Source organism: Pseudarthrobacter phenanthrenivorans (assembly GCF_000813845.1).
GTDB lineage: Bacteria > Actinomycetota > Actinomycetes > Actinomycetales > Micrococcaceae > Arthrobacter > Arthrobacter phenanthrenivorans_B.
On sequence record NZ_JWTB01000018.1, the window covers coordinates 1 to 16,859 of the forward strand.

Here is a 16,859-nt window from a genome sequence, read left to right on the forward strand (position 1 = left end):
CAGCACAACTACGAACGGACCTGTCCGGTGAACAACGCGGACAAGTGCGTTGATGACGGAATGACGGCATTCCAGGTCTCCACCGGAGGCATCGATACCCGCCCGTTCACCAGCAGGCCGAAGTACATCGCCAAGCGGTTCAGCGATACCCGCGGCTTCCTCCGCCTGACGCTGCACGACGACGGCTCCTTCGACTGGACCTTCGTTCCGACCACCGGCTCAAGCACGGACTCGGGCACGCGCGCCGCTCCCTGACCCGTGCCCGCGGGGGGCCATCCCGTCACTCCAACCCGCCGCGCAGCATCCCGGTGACCTTCGCCTCTACAAGCGTCGGCAGCTCCCGGGAAGGCTGGTGGCAGGAGCGATCGGATCACGGAGGTGACGGACATGCCTGGGTGGGATCTGGGAATCGCCGGTGCGGGAGTGCTTGCGGCGATGTCGCTGGTCTTCGGGCTGGTGGTCCAGCTGATCGTGGGCAAACCCGGAGGCCGCCGGCTGTGGTTCTACGCCGCGCTGGGCTACTTCCTCGCCGGAATCCTGGTCAGCGAAGTCTGGTTCGGCTGGGCCACGGAGGCGGAACTCCAGCCCAATATCGACGGGCTTTCCTTCGACGAGGTGCAGCTGGTGACGCTCGCCGGGCTCATCGGAGCCGTTATCGCCAGGTTCATGCTTCGGCGAAAAGGGCATCCCGGCCGGCTGCGGGGCAGTCTGTGAAGTAACCGGACGCGTTTGCGTAACTTATGGCAGCCGGAGGCGCAGGAACCCGCGCCCCGGCACGGGGCGCCCCCAGCTGATCCTTCATAAGTCACACAAACGCGTCCCGCGCGGTGGCTCAGGCGCGCGCCTGCAGCCCCGGCACCCCGTCACGGATCTCGAAGGAGGCCTTGGTGGAGACGGGTGCGCCCGGCGTGGTGACGTGGTCCAGCACCCGGAAGTCGGCGGTCATGGCGTCCCTGCTGATGCGGGTGTTCACGTAGCCGCGATTGTCGTTGTAGAACTTCAGGTGCGGGTTCCAGGCCATGGTGGCGTCCGTGGTGGAGCCGGTCCCGTCGCCGGTGGATGTGATGGAGGTGCACACCAGCTCCGAGCCCACCACGGGGGAGGCCGGGTCCTTGTAGTCCACCTTGACGTCGTTGGCCCAGTGCCGGTGCACGTCGCCGGTGAGGACGACGGCGTTGCGCACCTTGGCGTCGATCCAGCCCTGGGTGATGCGGCGGCGGGAAGCGGCGTACCCGTCCCAGCCGTCCATGGAGACGTCGTCGATCTCCAGGGCCTGGGCGCGGTCGCGCTCGGCGAAGAAGACCTGCTGGCCCAGGATGTCCCAGCGCTGCGTTGAGTTGCGGAAGCCGTCCAGCAGCCACTGTTCCTGCTCTGTGCCGGTGATGGTCCGGTTCTCCGCCAGCCGCTCGGTGACGTTCTTCTTCCAGCCGTCCCCTGCCAGCTGGTCGTCGCGGTACTGGCGCGTATCCATCATGTGGAAGTTGGCCAGCTGGCCCCACTGGATCTTCCGGTAGATCTTCATGTCCGGCCCGGCCGGCAGCGACGACGGGCGCAGCGGCATGTTCTCGTAGTACGCCTGGAAGGCGGCGGCGCGGCGCCGGCGGAAGTGCTCCACGCTGTCGTTCAGCTGGCCTGGATCCTGGTTCTCCGGGACGTCGTCCGCCCAGTTGTTGTCCACCTCGTGGTCGTCCCAGACCACTGCCCACGGTGCGATGGCGTGCGCGGCCTGCAGGTCGGCGTCGGCCTTGTACTGGGCGTGCCGCTGCCGGTAGGTCTCCAGCGTGACGGTCTCCGGGCCCTCGTGGTCGCGCGGGTTTCCGCCGCCGATCACATAGCTGCCCTTCTTGTACTCGTACAGGTAGTCGCCCAGGTGCAGCACCAGGTCCGGGTGGTCCTCCGCCAGGCGCCGGTAGGCGGTGAAGTAGCCGTGCTCGTACTGGGCGCAGCTGGCGAACGCCATGGCCAGGGCGGCAGGGGTCTCGTGCAGCGCCGGGCTGGTAAGGGTGCGGCCCACCGGGCTGAGGTGCCTGCCCGCGCGGAACCGGTAGAAGTATTCGCGGCCGGCCTTCAGGCCGCGCAGCTCCACGTGCACCGAGTGGGCGGTCTCGATCCGGGCCTGTTCCACGCCCCGGGCCACCACATTGCGCATGCCCTGGTCCTCGGCCACCTCCCACTGCACGGCGACGGGCCGCGACGGCATGCCGCCCAGCCCGTCCTCGGCCACCAGGTTCAAGGCCAGGCGGGTCCAGAGGACGAAGCCGTCCGGCCACGGCTCGCCCGATGCGATGCCGAGCAGGAAGGGATCGGTGCGGAGGCCGGCGTCGTCGGCAGTGGAAACAGCGACGGCGGCACCCGGCAGGGCGGCGACCAAGCCTGCTCCGATGCCGGCGGAAATGAGGGTTCTGCGGGAGATGTTGTCCATGGCTCCCACGCTATTTACAGCTGTTGGACAGGTTTTGAGGAGGATATGAATGGCTGGTTAACGGCGCGACAAGAGCAGTCATTCACGGCCCGGCTGGGAAAGGGCTTTGGACTCTGGCGGCGACCGATGACGCGCGGCAAAGTGGAATCCGGCCCAGGCCCGTGGAGGCCGCCCGACCCATCCAGCCCAAGGGAGACAGACGCCATGCCCCGTACCTCCGTCATTACCGGCGCCGCATCCGGCATCGGCAAGGCAACCCTGGACCTGCTCGAGCGGCGCGGCGAACGCGTGATCGGCGTGGACCTCCACGACGCCGAGGTGGTGGCCGACCTCTCCACGGCAGAAGGACGCGGCGCCCTGGTGGACGCGGTGCGGAAGATCAGCGGCGGCCGGATCGACGCGATCTACGCCGTGGCCGGCCTCGCCGTTCCGGCCCCCGCCACGGTGGCCGTGAACTTCTTCGGCACGGTGGCCACGGTGGATGGTCTTCGGCCCCTGCTGGCGGATTCGGACGCGCCCCGGGCCGTGGTGGTCTCGTCGATGGCTGCGCTCATGTCAAGCGACGAGGAACTTGTTTCGCTGCTGGCGTCGGGAGATGAACCGGGTGCCATGGCCCGCGCCAAGGTCCTGGCCAAGGAACCCGCCACCACCGGCGGCCTGATCTACGCCTCCACCAAGCTGGCCCTCTCGCGCTGGGTCCGCCGGCACGCCGCCACAGCCGAATGGGCCGGGGCCGGCATCCCGCTCAACGCCGTGTCGCCCGGCATCATTGCCACACCCATGACCGCCGACCTCATCGACACCGAAGAGGAGCGCAAAGCCCTGCTGAACATGGTCCCGATGCCCCTGAACGGCATCGCCGAACCCATCGTGGTGGCCCGCCTGCTCGCCTGGCTCAACAGCGAGGAAAACACCCACCTGTGCGGACAGATCGTCTACGTGGACGGCGGCAGCGACGCCGTCCTGCGCGGCGATTCAGTATGGTGAGCCCGGACCGGCGGCCTCGGACTTAAGTCCCTGTTCCCCGGTAACCCTCAGGCGTAGCTTGAAAGTGGCACCCGCATCCGCGGTGTCCATCTTTTAGGGGGCATTATGGCCAGGCCCAGGTTCTCGGCACTCACCGTCTTCGGGCTCGGCAGCCTGATCGTCCTCACCGGCTGCTTCGGCCCGCCGGCCCCGGCCCCCTCCAGCAGTTCCGCAGCACCTGCCCCCACCGCTAGCAGCGCAAGTCCAAGTACGACGGCGAGCCCCACCGCCACGGCCACCCCCACCAGCCCGGCCAGCACCCCAGCCGCGCCCACCACGCCACCCGCCGCGCCGCCGTCGTCCGCGCCCGCCGGTCCGCCGGCCACCCAGGAACCAACGCAGGAGCCGGCGCCGCCGGGCCTGCCGGAGCAGGTGGCCCCGCTGACCATCTACTACGTGGCGGTGGGCGACAACGGCGTCTCGGGACCGAAGATCGGGTGCGGCGACAGCCTGGTGGCCACCACCACGGCCCCGGTCAGGTTCACCGACCAGGTGGGCCCCAGCGTCGGGACCCTGCTGGCCAATAAGAGCCGGGATGTGGGCCTGTCCGGGCTGATCAACGTCCTGTACCAGTCGAACCTGACCTACCTCGGCGGCGAGCTGAACGGCAGCACCATCACCATCTGGCTCTCCGGCCAGTTCATGCTGGGGGGTGTGTGCGACATTCCCCGGGCCAAGGCACAGCTGGAGTACACGGCCATGGCCGCCTCCGGCGCAACCAGCGCCCAGGTCTTCGTCAACGGCCGCCCCATCGACGAGGTGCTCAGCCTCAAGTAGGAGCCGCGATGAGCCAACCAGCCGGCTGGCGTGAAACCGCGGCCACCATCATGCCGGCAGCGGTGCCTGCGGTGATGCTGCCGGTCTTCCGGTACACCGTCCGCCGCTTCGGCGGGCGGCGCGGCTACCAGGCCGGATTCGCCGCCTACTGGGCGCTCTGCTGGACCCTCGCCCTGGCCGTGGCAGGGCGCCGCCGGCTGGTGGAACTCTGGCAGGTCCCCGGTACTGCGGAGCCGCGACACCGGCCCCTGTACCGGGGCGTCCTGCTCCTGCCGCCGGCAGGTGCCATCGCCACCGAGCTGATTCCCAATGCCAGGAAGGCGGGGACGACGGCGGCCCTCGCCGCCGTCGGCATCGGTGTCACCAACGCCCTGGCTGAGGAAGCACTGTGGCGGGGAGTGCCGCTGGCCGTCTTCCCCGACCGCAAAGTCCGGGGCTGGCTCTGGCCGTCGCTCGGGTTCATCGCCTGGCACCTGGTCCCGCTGTCCGTCCGGCCCCACCCGCGCGGGCGCTGGCCCGTGCTGCTGGGGGCGGGCCTGATCGGGCTCGGCTACGGGTGGGCGGCACAGGAGACCGGCTCGCTCCTGGCCGTGTCCATTGCCCACGCGGCCACCGACTCCTGCGGTGTGCGGGCCGCCCGGACCATCTGGCTGGCTACGGATTCGGGCCAAAAGCCCCGTCCCTTCCCGGCGGGGCGGGGGAATAATCGGGCAGGAGACCGAGGAGCCGCCACGCGGCACGACAACGGCGGGGGGATGAGGCACCGATGAGCACTGTGGACTCGGGGCAGGGGTGACGGGCAAGGAAGGGGTTGACTGCCCGCAGCACCCGTTCTTCGCCCGTGCGTTCGCCCGCGCCGTCGGCGGGATGGACCGGCGCGGGGCCGCGGAGCATCGCCGCACCATCCTGGCCGGCCTGCACGGATCAGTCATCGAAATAGGAGCTGGCACCGGGTCCTCCTTTCCCCTGTACCCGCCTGCCGTCACCCACGTGCTGGCGCTGGAACCGGATGACTACCTCCGTGGCGTGGCGCAGGACCAGGCCGCATCCGCCTCCGTCCCGGTGACGGTGGCCGCCGGCACCGCCGAGGACATCCCGGCCGCAACCGGCAGCGCCGATGCCGTGGTGGCCAGCCTTGTCTTATGCAGCGTCCGGGACCAGGCCGCCGTCCTTGCCGAGATCCGCCGCGTCCTGCGGCCCGGCGGAACCCTGGCCTACTACGAACACGTCCGGTCCCGCCACCCACTGCTGGCCAGGGCGGAAGATCTCCTGACCCCTGCCTGGGGCCGGCTCATGGGCGGCTGCCACCTCAACCGCGACACCCTTGGAGCCATCACTGCAGCGGGGTTCGGGATCGCCAGCAACCGCCGCTTCACCTTTTCCGTGCAGCGGCTGAACCCTCCCATGGCCCACATCCTGGGAACCGCCACCAGTCCCGGGCCGCCGGCAGCAGGACCGGAGCCCGCATGACAGACCTGACCGTCAGGGAACACAGTTCCCTGCAGCTGCCCATCACCGACGCCGCGGCACTGACGGCGGAGCAGGTCCTGGCCCGCCTGGGTTCCGGGCCGGGGGGCCTGGCGGAGGAGGAAGCAGCCGCCCGGCTGCAGCAGCTTGGTCCCAACGCCGTCCGCACCCACCGCGCCAACGCCTGGGCCGTGCTGGGCCGGCAGTTCGCCAGCCCCATCCTCATCCTGCTCATCATCACCGCCGGACTGTCGCTGTTCCTGGGCGACGCCACCAACTCCATCGTCATCGGCGTGATCCTGCTGGCCAGCGTGGGCCTCGGCTTCACCAACGAGTACCGCGCGGAGCGCGCGTCCGAGGCCCTGCATTCGCGCGTGACCCACCAGGCCGCCGTCCAGCGCAGCGGAACCACCAGGGAGGTGGACGTCACCGCCCTGGTGCCGGGCGACGTCGTCCACCTCTCCCTGGGCGCCATCGTCCCGGCCGACATCCGGCTCCTGACCACCACCAACCTCCTCTGCGACGAAAGCATCCTCACCGGTGAGTCCCAGCCTGCCGCCAAGGACCCCGCCCCCGTACCCGCCGGCTCAGCGCTCGCGGACCTCTCCTCCTGCGTTTTCATGGGCACGGTGGTGCAGTCCGGCGGCTGCAGCGGCGTGGTGGTGGCCACCGGCGGCAACGCGGAGTTTGGCCGGATCGCCCTGGGCCTGGGCGAACGGCAGCCGCAGACCGAGTTCCAGCTGGGCCTGAAACGCTTCTCGTTCCTGCTGCTGCAGGTGGCAGTGGTGCTCACCTCGCTGATCTTCGTGGCCAACCTGCTGCTGCAGCGCCCGCTCATCGAGTCCCTGCTGTTCTCGTTGGCCATCGCCGTGGGCATCACCCCGCAGCTGCTGCCCGCCGTCGTCAGCACCAGCCTGGCCACCGGCACCCGGCAGCTGGCACGCCGCAAAGTGCTGGTCAAGCGGCTGGTGTGCATCGAGGACCTGGGGGACATGGACATCCTGGTCACGGACAAGACCGGCACGCTTACCGAAGGAAAAATCAGCTTCACCCGCGCGCTCCCGGCCACCGAGGGGATGTCCGACGCCGGCCTGCTCACCCTGGGCCTGCTGGCCACCGAGGCAAACTATGCGGGAGCGAAGGTGTCCTCCGCCGGCCAGAACCCGCTGGACGCGGCCCTGTGGGAGAGCCCCGGCGCTTCCGGTTTCGATCCGGGGCGCTTCGAGCGGGTGGACTTGATCGGCTTTGACCACGAACGCCGCCGCACCAGCGTGCTGGTCCGCGAAGCCGGCGGTCCCGCGCAGCTGGTCACCAAGGGCGCACCCGAAGACGTCCTGGCCCTGTGCGGGCCAACCCCGGCTGCCGTGCAGGCACTGCTGGAGGAACAGTTCGACGCCGGGTCCCGGGTCGTGGCCGTGGCCTTCCGCCCCGCCGCCGGGCTGGAAAAGCTGGTTCCGGCGGACGAGCGGGACCTCACCCTGGCCGGCTTCCTGGTGTTCCTTGACCGGCCCAAGGCCAACGCGCGGCAGTCCCTGGACCTGCTGGAGGCGCTGGGAATCTCAGTGAAGATCGCCACGGGGGACAACGCCAAAGTGGCTGAAAAAGTCTGCGCGGACCTGGACGTGATCTCCGGCGGCACCCTCACCGGCGCCCAGGTTGAGGCCATGTCCGACGCCGACCTCGCTGCCGCCGCACGGACGGCCACCATCTTCGCGCGCGTGTCACCGGAACAAAAGGCGCGCATCATCGCCCTGCTGCGTCTCAGCGGCGGATCGGTGGGCTTCATGGGCGACGGCGTCAACGACGCCCTGGCACTGCACAAGGCGGACATCGGCATTTCCGTCGATACTGCAACGGACGTTGCCAAAGATGCGGCCGACGTCGTCCTCCTGGACAAGGACCTCGGCGTCCTGGCCGACGGCGTGATGGAAGGCCGGCGGATCTTCGCCAACACCATCAAGTACGTCCTGATGGGGACGTCCAGCAACTTCGGCAATATGTTCAGCGCAGCCGTGGCCTCCGTAGTGCTGAGCTTCCTGCCCATGCTGCCCGGCCAGATCCTGCTGAACAACCTGCTCTATGACTCCGGGCAGCTGGCCATCCCCGGGGACCGCGTGGACAAAGAACAGCTGCGGGCGCCGTCGCACTGGGACATCGCCTTCATCCGGCGGTTCATGCTGCTCTTCGGTCCCATCAGTTCGCTGTTCGACTTCGCTACGTTCGCCCTGATGCTGTTCGTCTTCAGCGCGGCACCGGGGGAGTTCCGGGCCGGCTGGTTCATCGAATCCATCGCCACCCAGACGCTGATCATTTTTGCCATCCGCACCCGCCGGGTGCCCTTCCTGCGAAGCCGGCCTTCCGCGGGCCTGATTGCGGCGTCCCTGGGCGTGGTGGCCCTGGGTATTTTCCTGCCGCTGTCACCGCTGGCCGGCGTGCTGGGCTTCGACCCCCTGCCGGTGCCGTTCTTCCTGGCCCTGCTGGGCATGGTGGTGGTGTACCTGGTGCTGGTGGAGGCCGCCAAGCAATGGTTCTTTGCCCGTGACGCCCAGCAGCTGCCGGCCCCGCCGCCGCCCGTCCGGCGCCGCCAGGCCACCCACCACATCTCCCGCCGGGCGTTCCGGTTCAGTATCCCCGTCAAGGTCCCCCCGCTCCGGGTGCCGGCACCCGGGGTAGCTGCCCGCAAGGGGCGCCGCCACGGACGCCGGCATGAGGGTACAGCCAGGCCGTAACTTTAGGGGTCCCAACGAAGCGCGTTGGTAGCATGATGGTGGGAGACACTGGGGGCTGTCATAAAGATGGTGAATACAGGGTGATGCAGGCCGCCTTGGATCATCCTGGTCGATAGTTGGGGTGTTTCTCATGTGGCGTGAACCGATCAGGCGGCGGACCCGCGAACTTTTGCGGGAATTTGTGGACCGGGCAGACGAACTTGTCCGCACCCAGGAACATGTCGAGGGCCTGCTGGGTGCGGTGGTGTCCCTTTCCGCGGACTTGAGCCTGGAAGCGGTGCTGGACCGCGTGGTCCAGTCGGCGTGCGAACTTGTGGGCGCGCGGTACGGGGCGCTGGGCGTCATTGGTGACGACCAGCAGCTCAGCCATTTCATTACGGTGGGTGTGGACGAGGAAGGTGCCCGCCTCATCGGCGACCTGCCCACCGGACATGGGGTCCTGGGCGACCTGATCCGCGAACCCAGACCCGTACGGCTGCACGATCTGGGCGAACATCCCATCGCTGTCGGCTTTCCCGCCAACCATCCGCCGATGAAGACCTTCCTGGGCGTCCCCGTCAGGGTCCGGGACGAGGTCTTCGGCAACCTGTACCTGACGGAGAAAATCGACGGCCACGACTTCACCGCCGAGGACGAGGACCTCGCGGTGGCGCTTGCCTCAGCCGCCGGCGTCGCCATCCAGAACGCGCGCCTGTACGAGGACAGCAACAGCCGGCAGCGGTGGCTCGAAGCGGGCATGGAGGTCAGCGACAGGCTCAAGGCCCATCCGCGGTCCGATACCGACAACCTGGACATGATCGCCGACCGCGCCCTGCATGCCTCAGCCTCGGCGTTGTCCGTCATCGCCTCGGTGGCTGACGACCAGACCCTGCGCTGCCGGACCTCCGTGGGTGTCCAGTCGCTTCGGGCCGGGCAGGAACTGGCCGCTGGTCCCGTCCTGGCCCAGGTCATCGCCACTGGTGAATCCAGGGCACTGGCGGAGCCGCACCAGGTTTTCGACCCTGCGTCGGCCGAAAAGCTGGGGCCGGTCCTGGTCGCCGCCCTGGGAAGCAACAGCGACGGCCACCGGAACAGCGTGCTGATCCTTGCCCGTTCTTCAGGAGGAGCCCGCTACACGGACGTGGATGTTGAGCAAAGCGCGGTCTTCGCCTCGAGGATTGGCCTGACGCTGGACCTGCTCAAGGCAAACCAGCTGCGGGAAGAGCACGCCCTGTTTATCGACCGGGAACGCATCGCCGCGGACCTGCATGACTTGGTGATCCAGCGGCTGTTCGCCGCGGGACTGAGTATCCAGGGCCTTCGCCGCTACACGGCCGACCCGCTCGCGCATGAGCGGCGCGTTGCGGCCATCACCACCGAACTCGACGACTGCATCCACCAGCTCCGGGACACCATCTACTCCCTCCAGGCCAGGCAGCCGGACCAGGAACTCCTGAGCGGCCGGGTCCTGCGCGCTGTCCAGGAAGCCGCCAACGCTGCCGGCTTCCTGCCGAGGGTCCAGCTCTCCGGACCGGTTGACGACGCCGTCGGGGACGAGGTTGCCGAACAACTGCTGCGGGTCCTGTACGAAAGCGTCAGCAACGCCGTCAGGCATTCCGGATCGGCGGAGATCTACGTCCATCTCGCTGTCCAGGATGGCGAGGTGGTCCTCACCGTCCGGGATAACGGCTGTGGCTTCGAGGACCCGGAGCGGATCAGCGGCCTGGAGAACATGAAGAACCGGGCGGAACACCTGGGCGGCACCTGCCTGGTGGAAAGTGCGCCCGGCAAGGGAACCAGTGTGACCTGGACGGTGCCGCTCAGCTCGGTGCCGCTCAGCTAACCGCCCAGCAACTCCCACGCGCGGGGGATCGGTACCGGAATCTGGGGGGTCCGGCGCCGGAAGCCGAGCTTCAGGAGCACCGAGGACACATATCCGGCAACGGCGTCCTCCGCCAACGCCATTTCCCCGCCGATCTGCCGGTTGGTCAGGCCCTTTGCCATCAAGGCCAGCACCGCGCGCTCGCTCTGGGTCATGGCGTCCAGCCAGGACGCGGAGGCCGTCGCATGCAGGTTTGCGGCCACCCGGTCCCTGACCGTGGAACCGATCAGCGGATACCCTTCAGCGGCGCTACGGATGTTCTTGACCAGCTCCCGGGTATCGCCCACCTGCTTCAGCAGATAGCCTGACGCTCCGGCCAGGACCGCTGCCCGCACGGCGTGCTGTTGATCCCAGCTGGTGAGGATCAAGCTTTCAACCCCTGGAGCCGTGGAACGCAGTCCACGGCAGACTTCGATGCCTGTACCGTCCGGCAGCCGGTCATCCAGCAGCGCGAGGTCCGGGTGCAGGATGGGGATCAGGCAGGTGGCCTCCGTGGCTGATCCGCTTTCCCCCACCACTTCGAACCCATGGTGTTCCAGAAGATCCTTCAGTCCCTGCCGGACCATGCTGTGGTCGCTCAGAATGAAGACCCGCATGGGACGGGGAGGAAGGATGGCCTCGTCCGGGGCTGCTGTTGTGTCCATAAGGCGCTCTCGTCGGCTCGATTGCCCTCCCCAGCCGCCTGGTCAATGCGGCCGCCCCGTTGGAAGGAACCTCAGTAGTAAATCATCCCGTACCCACGGCCGGCCTACATATCCAGCCTGGAGGTAAGGGCACCGGGAGGACGACGGATGAGGTTGCACGCTGTGCATGTGCTGCTCGAATCCTTGCCGTCGACCCAGGTGTGCGATTCTTCCAGCCGGTACTCAAATCCGCTCCCGAGTTTCTGGAGCCGGTTGAGTGCCCGGCTTGCCATTTCCCACGAACTCCACCGTCCAATCACGCCTCCCGTGTCCTTCCGGATGATGTTGCAGCCGCCGTCACCGAGGCCGTCGCCCCCGTCCGGCACCAAGGGTTCGCGGCCGCCATACACGGCTTTGTACTCGTCAAGGCTGACCATGGTTTCCACTTCGCGCTCCCGGTTCAGGCCGCTGTCCGGTGCCGGTTGTTGAGGAAGGCCTCCAGCGACTGCAAGGTGGCCACTGCTTCCTGGAAGGCAGGGTTGCGGTGCGGGTGCAGCCGGTGCAGCAGGCCGCCGTTGTACTGAAGGCGGCGGCGGGCGGTGCTGACGGTGCGGGCTGCGTAGTCGAGGTCACCGGGGTGGCGGGGCAGGGCGCGGGTCATGCACTGGATTGAGGCAAGGGCGACGGCGACAACGTTGGCGTCGATCTGCTCGCCGGCCGCCCGGTGCCGCCGCAGCCGTAAGGCGAAGCCATCCCAAATGTCACGTGCAGCCGTGCGGGCCACCTCGGTCAAGGCCTCCCGGGCCGGCAGCCCACGGTTGAGCATTTCCTGGTGGAGTCCGTCGAAGCGGGCGGCAAGTTCTTCGGCTTGCCTCGCGGAGCCAGGCTCCTGCAGGGAACTGTCTGAGGCACGGGGCGTGACATTGGAGGGATGCAGGAGCATGGCCCGCCTGCGGGCAGCCTCGGACGGGGGGAGCGGAGCGGGATGGAGCGTGAGGATGTCAGCGGGCATGACGGTCCTTTCGAAATCCGGCAGCATGCAGGACGCACCTGCCTACTGGCGGCATCCTTGCGGTGCCTCCGGCGCATATCACTGGGGTTCAGGGGAGAGCCGTTCCGGCCTCGCAATCCTGAGGACCCGGACGGTGCCTCTTCAAGGATGCCAAGCGTCCGGGACGTTGCTATAGGGCTGAAGGTCCCGTCCTCGGAATGCCGCCCGTCAATCCCGTCCTTCGGGCCAATGAAGCCATTCCGGGCTGACGGGCCGGGGCTTTGTGCCCTGTTTCCGGCCCCCGGGCAGTCCTAGCCTGAACTGGAGAGCGCGGCGTGCAGCCGCCCACCGGAACCAGGAGGCACACGGTGAAATCAGCACATGCAAGCATCATCGCAGGCGTCGTCCTCATTGCGCTGGGCGGGCTCCTGCTGCTGGACCGGATGGGCGTCATGGACACGGCAGCCGTCGTCGCACCACTGATCTTTGCGTCCGTTGGGGTCCTTTTCCTCTCGCTCTTCTTTCGGCGGCGGGAGAACTGGTGGGCCGCTATTCCCGGTTCCGTCTTCCTGGGGCTGGCCGCGGTCATCATCACCACGCAGCTCACCGGCGCTGCCTGGGGAGCCGCCTTCCTGTTCCTCTTCATGGGGGCCGGGTTCGGCGCCGTGTTCGTCCGCGAAGGCAGCAACTGGTGGTCCCTGATTCCCGCCGGGGTGATGTTGACCCTGGCGGTCATTGTGGCGCTTCCCCAGGAACTGCAGGGCACACCCACCGCCGCCGTCCTGTTCCTGGGCCTGGCCACCACCTTCGGTGTGCTGTCACTGGTTCCGGTCCGCACCGCAGGCCCTGCCGCCGACAGGGTTCAGCGCATGCGGTGGCCGTTGATCCCGGCCGCTGTCCTGGCGGTCATGGGCCTGATCTTTGCCCTCCAGGCCACCGTGGTGTTCATGACCTTGGACTTCGCCTTCCCCGCCGTGATGATCCTGGCCGGCATCGCCCTCATGGTCTACGCCTACCTCGCCCACCGCGACGGACGGCAGAAGGCGCACGGCCCGGGACCCACGGCAAGCTGAGCACGCACCCGCTGCTAGGCAGCCGGGCGTCCTTCCGCCCGCGCCCAGTGCTCCTGCAGCAGCCCCGCGACCCGTTCCGGCTCGATCCGGTGCGGCGGATCGAAATGATGGCGGTCCGGAAACACTTCAAGCCGGAAGTCGGGGAAAACCCTGCTCAGGCGGCGTGCGTTGTCGGCATAGTCGTCCGGGTTGCTCCTGCCGCCAAGAATGAACAGCACCGGCCGGTCAAAGGCGGCAAGCCGGCCGCGGTCCAGGTTGTACGACGTGAAGGCCTTGAGGAACGCACCGATCCCCGCCGGCCTCTTGGCCATCCACGGCGGGGGCGGACCGGGCGGAGGAGGCGGCAGGACGACGTCGTCCCGGACGCCCAGCCGGGTGAAGGCGGCCATGAACTCGCCGGGCGGGAGGCCATTCAACTGCTCATACTTTGTCCAAAGTTCGGCGTGCTCCGGGCTCCAATCCCAGGTGCCGGCCCACGCAGGCTCCAGCAGCGCCAGGCTGCGGAGCCGCTCCGGATGCGCTGCCGCCAGCGCCAGGCTGGCTGAGCCGCCCCCGGAATAGCCCACCAGATGGAAGGTGTCCCAGCCGCGGGCATCGGCTTCACGGAGCACCGCATCGCCCTCAGTGTCCAGGGTCCAGTCCGCCGGCGGGGCATCAGCGGCGTAGAGTTCCAGGTCCTTGGCCACGGAGTCCACAGCTGGTCCCAGGGCCTCCAGCAGTCCGCCGTACGCCGGCCCCGCCGGGAGGACGCTCCCGGGGAGCAGGATGACGCGGTACGGGGTCATGGCTGGACCTTGCCCGCCTTCGGCCGCTCCTTGGGCTCCTTCGGCGGCAGGGACGCGACGTACGCCAATGCCTTCCCGGCCCACGCGCGCGCCCGGGTGTCATCGCCGTCGCCCTCTTCATTCCACACGTCCGGCAGCCCGGTGTAGCCGCCCATGGGCCGCTCCGCCGGGCCGAACGGCACGGTGCGCTCGGAGGACTCCAGCAGTTCCCTGTCCTCCCGGGACAGTTTCACCCCGATCGTGGAGCCAAACAGCCCGGCGAACATGTTGCCGTTCACGAACGCTCCCAGATTGCCGAACATGGGCTTCACCACCACGCCGGGATGGTCCGGGACCACGCGCCGGAACCGTTCTTTGTCTTCCTCGGTTGCCTTGGGCATCTCCATGGCGTCTTCTCCCGGTGGCAGGTGGTCGGGCAGGATGTGGATGCAGGATATGCCTCTTTGGTGCCGTGGTCGAGAGGTTCGGCAGGCCCCTGTGCGTCCCGCATAAAGTCCCACCTGAACAGGTCAAACTTCCTGGGGGAGTGCTATATATAGCTCTAGGCAACTATTTTCTGGCTGCCTTGCCAGGGACACGGATCCGGGGCTTCCCGGGGACTGGAGGCCACGGTGCGGAACAAGCCAGCCTCAGCCCCGGCCGCAAGGCCCCGGCCCCGGGCCTTCGGCAGGCTGGCAATGCCGCTCACCGCGCTCGCCGTCCTGGCAGCCTGCAGCGGCGGCACCAACGAATCCGTGTCCACGGCCGTCAAGGACAGCAGCTCAGCCGTCGCCACCGCACGCATCGCCCTCCGCCAGGACATGGACGGCAAGCTGACCCGCGCCGCCACCTCAACGACCCTGGACGATGAGCTCAAGGAAATCCAGACCAGCCGGAGCAGCGTCCTGAAACTCTCGCCGGCCACCCCGGAGGACCGCGATACACAGAAGCAGGCGCTGGACGTCCTGGACCAGTGCGCCGCCGGCTTTGCCACCGCCCGCGCCGCACTTTCGGCGGACGACGGCGGTACCCCCTCGCTTGCGGACGGTGACAAGGCGCTGGCCGGCGCGCAGGACGCCCTGAAGCAGCTCGAAGACAAGGTGGGATCCAAGTGAAGCGGATCCTCGGCGTCGCGCTTGGCATCCTCACCGCGATCGGCGGGTTCGTGGACATCGGTGACCTGGTGACCAACGCCGTGGTGGGGTCCCGCTTCGGCCTGTCCCTGGTATGGGTCGTGGGCGTTGGTGTGGTGGGGATTTGCCTGTTCGCCAACATGTCCGGACGGGTGGCGGCGGCGTCCGGCCGGGCCACCTTCGAGGTGATCCGTGAACGGCTGGGGCCGCGGGCCGGGCTGGCCAACCTGTCGGCGTCGTTCCTCATCAACCTCATGACCGTCACTGCGGAGATCGGCGGTGTGGCCCTGGCCCTGCAGTTGGCCAGCAGCGTGTACTACCTGCTCTGGATTCCCGTGGCGGCGCTGGCGGTGTGGTTTGTGATCTGGCGGGTGCGGTTCTCCATCATGGAAAACGTCACCGGCCTGGTGGGCCTGACCTTGATCGTTTTCGCGGTGGCGCTGTTCCTGCTCAAACCGGACTGGGGCGCGCTGGCCGGGCAATTGATGCCCACCGTGCCCGGGCAGGAAACAATTTGGACGTACAGCTATTACGCCATTGCCCTGTTCGGTGCGGCCATGACCCCTTATGAAGTGTTCTTCTTCTCCTCAGGCGCGGTCGAGGAAGGGTGGACAGTGAAGGACCTCCTCCAGGAACGCACCAACGTCCTGGTGGGCTTTCCGCTGGGCGGCCTGCTGTCCGTGGCCATCGCCGCGTGCGCGGCCGTTGTCCTGCTGCCCGCCGGGATCTCGGTGACATCGCTGTCGCAGGTGGTCCTGCCGGTGGCCGAAGGGGCGGGGAAGCTGGGGCTGGCGGTGGTCCTGGTGGGCATTGTGGCGGCCACGTTCGGCGCCGCCCTGGAAACCACCCTGTCCAGCGGTTACACCCTGGCGCAGTTCTTTGGCTGGTCCTGGGGTAAATTCCGCCGGCCGGCCGAGGCCGCGCGTTTCCACTTGTCCATGATCGTCTGCCTCCTGGTGGGCCTTGCCGTGCTGGCCACGGGGGTTGATCCCGTCCTGGTAACTGAATACTCGGTGGTGTTCTCCGCGATCGCCCTGCCGCTGACCTACCTGCCCATCCTCATCGTGGCCAATGATCCGCAGTACATGCGGGAGCACGTCAATGGACGCGTGGTGAACGTGCTGGGCATGGTCTACCTGGTGATCATCCTGGTCGCTTCCCTCGCCGCCATACCCCTCATGATCGTGACAGGAGCCGGCTCATGACGTCCCCCCAGCGGCCGCTCCCGCCCGCCCCGCCGGTCTCCGGCAGGGTCCTGGATGCGCAGCTGCACCTGATGGACCGCCAGGTGCTGGACCACGACGGCGTCCCGGTCACCACCGTGGACGATCTTGAACTGAGCGGGCCCGCCTTGGACACGGAGATCCCGCCCGGTACACCCGCCCCGGTCATTACTGCCCTCCTGACCGGGGCGGTGCTGGGGACGCGCATCTTTGGCGGCAGGCCGCCGTCGTCCCGGTTGATCCGCATCTCCTGGAAGGACGTGGCGGACGTGGACGTGGTGCTGCGCCTGGGCATCAGCGGTGAGTCGCTGGATGCCGGCTGGGTGGAGCGGTGGATGCGGGACAAGATCATCGCCAGGATTCCGGGAGGCCGCCATGATCCTCGGTGACCTGCTGGGGACCCCTGTCTTTGATGCCGACGGCGGGCGGCTGGGCCGCGTGGCAGACGCCCGGTTCGTGCTGGACGGCACCCCGCACCAGCTGATGGCGGAGCCTCGGCTACTGGGGCTGGTGGTGGGCCCACACAGCGCGTCCTCCTTCATGGGCTACGAGCGGAACGGCCTCACCCGGCCCCGCACAATTGCCCGGATCCTCCGGTGGCGGCACCGCGGATCATTCCTGGTGCTGTGGGAGGACATCGCCGTGATCGGCGAACGCTCCGTGCGGCTTCGCCCCGGCTTCACCCGCTACAGCACTGCCCTGGATGACGGCGGCCGGGGATAGCCCGGGGGGGTAATTAGGCGTGGGCTGAATCTCCTGTAGTCTTGAAC

General features: G+C 68.2%; 18 protein-coding genes and 1 pseudogene. 13 read left to right on the forward strand and 6 right to left on the reverse strand.

The genetic code is table 11. The annotated features are described in order from the left end of the window. A pseudogene (locus tag RM50_RS09440) lies at positions 1-255 on the forward strand (hypothetical protein); the annotation flags it as partial. Between the two features lie 132 nt (positions 256-387). Then, positions 388-714 carry a hypothetical protein gene (locus RM50_RS09445; RefSeq protein ID WP_043452158.1) on the forward strand — a complete coding sequence of 109 codons (327 nt, stop codon included), beginning with the start codon at positions 388-390 and terminating at the stop codon, positions 712-714. A 118-nt stretch (positions 715-832) separates the two neighbouring features. Here the strand turns inward: RM50_RS09445 and RM50_RS09450 are convergent, their stop codons facing one another. After that, positions 833-2,422 (reverse strand): alkaline phosphatase D family protein, encoded by a 1,590-nt coding sequence (locus RM50_RS09450; RefSeq protein WP_043452160.1) that lies wholly within the window; start codon positions 2,420-2,422, stop codon positions 833-835. Between the two features lie 204 nt (positions 2,423-2,626). Here RM50_RS09450 and RM50_RS09455 point away from each other — a divergent pair, with 204 nt between their 5' ends. The 6 genes from RM50_RS09455 to RM50_RS09485 all read left to right on the forward strand — a co-directional run bounded on the left by RM50_RS09455 (position 2,627) and on the right by RM50_RS09485 (position 10,243). Continuing rightward, entirely contained in the window at positions 2,627-3,409 is a 783-nt protein-coding gene (locus RM50_RS09455; RefSeq protein WP_043452162.1) for an SDR family oxidoreductase, read from the forward strand. A gap of 105 nt (positions 3,410-3,514) precedes the next feature. Continuing rightward, complete coding sequence (locus tag RM50_RS21075) at positions 3,515-4,225, forward strand: hypothetical protein (RefSeq protein WP_240471926.1); 711 nt, start codon at positions 3,515-3,517, stop codon at positions 4,223-4,225. An 8-nt stretch (positions 4,226-4,233) separates the two neighbouring features. Next, the gene (locus tag RM50_RS09470) at positions 4,234-4,995 is read left to right on the forward strand and encodes a CPBP family intramembrane glutamic endopeptidase (RefSeq protein ID WP_043452168.1); all 762 of its coding nucleotides are present in this window, start codon (positions 4,234-4,236) and stop codon (positions 4,993-4,995) included. Between the two features lie 22 nt (positions 4,996-5,017). Then, on the forward strand, positions 5,018-5,695 hold the full coding sequence (locus RM50_RS09475) for a class I SAM-dependent methyltransferase (RefSeq protein WP_043452169.1): 678 nt from the start codon (positions 5,018-5,020) through the stop codon (positions 5,693-5,695). Then, positions 5,692-8,421 carry a magnesium-translocating P-type ATPase gene (gene mgtA / locus RM50_RS09480; protein WP_043452171.1) on the forward strand — a complete coding sequence of 910 codons (2,730 nt, stop codon included), beginning with the start codon at positions 5,692-5,694 and terminating at the stop codon, positions 8,419-8,421. Before RM50_RS09475 ends, mgtA begins: the two co-directional genes overlap by 4 nt. Before the next feature lie 130 nt (positions 8,422-8,551). Continuing rightward, positions 8,552-10,243 (forward strand): GAF domain-containing sensor histidine kinase, encoded by a 1,692-nt coding sequence (locus RM50_RS09485; RefSeq protein WP_043452174.1) that lies wholly within the window; start codon positions 8,552-8,554, stop codon positions 10,241-10,243. Here RM50_RS09485 and RM50_RS09490 read toward each other — a convergent pair. From RM50_RS09490 to RM50_RS09500, 3 genes are all read right to left on the reverse strand, one after another. Then, complete coding sequence (locus tag RM50_RS09490; protein ID WP_043452176.1) at positions 10,240-10,926, reverse strand: response regulator; 687 nt, start codon at positions 10,924-10,926, stop codon at positions 10,240-10,242. The two genes, RM50_RS09485 and RM50_RS09490, sit on opposite strands and share 4 nt — an antisense overlap. Before the next feature lie 104 nt (positions 10,927-11,030). Then, positions 11,031-11,342, reverse strand: a complete 312-nt coding sequence (locus RM50_RS09495; RefSeq protein ID WP_043452249.1) for a hypothetical protein — start codon at positions 11,340-11,342, stop codon at positions 11,031-11,033. A 23-nt stretch (positions 11,343-11,365) separates the two neighbouring features. Further along, positions 11,366-11,917 (reverse strand): hypothetical protein, encoded by a 552-nt coding sequence (locus tag RM50_RS09500; protein WP_043452250.1) that lies wholly within the window; start codon positions 11,915-11,917, stop codon positions 11,366-11,368. Positions 11,918-12,264: 347 nt separating this feature from the next. On the opposite strand from RM50_RS09500, the gene RM50_RS09505 reads away from it, so the two are divergent. After that, positions 12,265-12,969: a hypothetical protein gene (locus RM50_RS09505; protein ID WP_043452251.1), complete on the forward strand. Its 705-nt coding sequence runs from the start codon at positions 12,265-12,267 to the stop codon at positions 12,967-12,969. Between the two features lie 14 nt (positions 12,970-12,983). Here RM50_RS09505 and RM50_RS09510 read toward each other — a convergent pair whose 3' ends face one another. Together RM50_RS09510 and RM50_RS09515 are read right to left on the reverse strand one after the other, a co-directional pair. Next, entirely contained in the window at positions 12,984-13,754 is a 771-nt protein-coding gene (locus RM50_RS09510; RefSeq protein WP_043452178.1) for an alpha/beta fold hydrolase, read from the reverse strand. Next, the gene (locus RM50_RS09515) at positions 13,751-14,140 is read right to left on the reverse strand and encodes a TfoX/Sxy family protein (RefSeq protein WP_043452180.1); all 390 of its coding nucleotides are present in this window, start codon (positions 14,138-14,140) and stop codon (positions 13,751-13,753) included. Before RM50_RS09515 ends, RM50_RS09510 begins: the two co-directional genes overlap by 4 nt. A 225-nt stretch (positions 14,141-14,365) precedes the next feature. On the opposite strand from RM50_RS09515, the gene RM50_RS09520 reads away from it, so the two are divergent. From RM50_RS09520 to RM50_RS09535, 4 genes are read left to right on the forward strand one after another with little or no spacing between them, the layout of a single operon-like run. After that, entirely contained in the window at positions 14,366-14,848 is a 483-nt protein-coding gene (locus RM50_RS09520; RefSeq protein WP_043452182.1) for a hypothetical protein, read from the forward strand. After that, positions 14,845-16,071 (forward strand): Nramp family divalent metal transporter, encoded by a 1,227-nt coding sequence (locus tag RM50_RS09525; protein WP_043452184.1) that lies wholly within the window; start codon positions 14,845-14,847, stop codon positions 16,069-16,071. The genes RM50_RS09520 and RM50_RS09525 overlap by 4 nt, the downstream gene beginning before the upstream one ends. Next, positions 16,068-16,478, forward strand: a complete 411-nt coding sequence (locus RM50_RS09530) for a hypothetical protein (RefSeq protein ID WP_043452186.1) — start codon at positions 16,068-16,070, stop codon at positions 16,476-16,478. The genes RM50_RS09525 and RM50_RS09530 overlap by 4 nt, the downstream gene beginning before the upstream one ends. Next, a complete protein-coding gene (locus RM50_RS09535) occupies positions 16,465-16,812 on the forward strand; it encodes a PRC-barrel domain containing protein (protein WP_043452189.1) in 348 nt (115 codons plus the stop codon). Before RM50_RS09530 ends, RM50_RS09535 begins: the two co-directional genes overlap by 14 nt. Positions 16,813-16,859 lie beyond the last annotated feature (47 nt).

Bases quoted from the DNA above. Each gene is read 5' to 3' on its own strand.
- RM50_RS09510 (WP_043452178.1), bottom strand. From the start codon at position 13,754: ATGACCCCGTACCGCGTCATCCTGCTCCCCGGGAGCGTCCTCCCGGCG.
- RM50_RS09500 (WP_043452250.1), bottom strand. From the start codon at position 11,917: ATGCCCGCTGACATCCTCACGCTCCATCCCGCTCCGCTCCCCCCGTCC.
- RM50_RS09495 (WP_043452249.1), bottom strand. From the start codon at position 11,342: ATGGTCAGCCTTGACGAGTACAAAGCCGTGTATGGCGGCCGCGAACCC.
- RM50_RS09515 (WP_043452180.1), bottom strand. From the start codon at position 14,140: ATGGAGATGCCCAAGGCAACCGAGGAAGACAAAGAACGGTTCCGGCGC.
- RM50_RS21075 (WP_240471926.1), top strand. From the start codon at position 3,515: ATGGCCAGGCCCAGGTTCTCGGCACTCACCGTCTTCGGGCTCGGCAGC.
- RM50_RS09470 (WP_043452168.1), top strand. From the start codon at position 4,234: ATGAGCCAACCAGCCGGCTGGCGTGAAACCGCGGCCACCATCATGCCG.
- RM50_RS09445 (WP_043452158.1), top strand. From the start codon at position 388: ATGCCTGGGTGGGATCTGGGAATCGCCGGTGCGGGAGTGCTTGCGGCG.
- RM50_RS09535 (WP_043452189.1), top strand. From the start codon at position 16,465: ATGATCCTCGGTGACCTGCTGGGGACCCCTGTCTTTGATGCCGACGGC.
- RM50_RS09490 (WP_043452176.1), bottom strand. From the start codon at position 10,926: ATGGACACAACAGCAGCCCCGGACGAGGCCATCCTTCCTCCCCGTCCC.
- mgtA (WP_043452171.1), top strand. From the start codon at position 5,692: ATGACAGACCTGACCGTCAGGGAACACAGTTCCCTGCAGCTGCCCATC.
- RM50_RS09455 (WP_043452162.1), top strand. From the start codon at position 2,627: ATGCCCCGTACCTCCGTCATTACCGGCGCCGCATCCGGCATCGGCAAG.
- RM50_RS09530 (WP_043452186.1), top strand. From the start codon at position 16,068: ATGACGTCCCCCCAGCGGCCGCTCCCGCCCGCCCCGCCGGTCTCCGGC.
- RM50_RS09450 (WP_043452160.1), bottom strand. From the start codon at position 2,422: ATGGACAACATCTCCCGCAGAACCCTCATTTCCGCCGGCATCGGAGCA.
- RM50_RS09485 (WP_043452174.1), top strand. From the start codon at position 8,552: ATGTGGCGTGAACCGATCAGGCGGCGGACCCGCGAACTTTTGCGGGAA.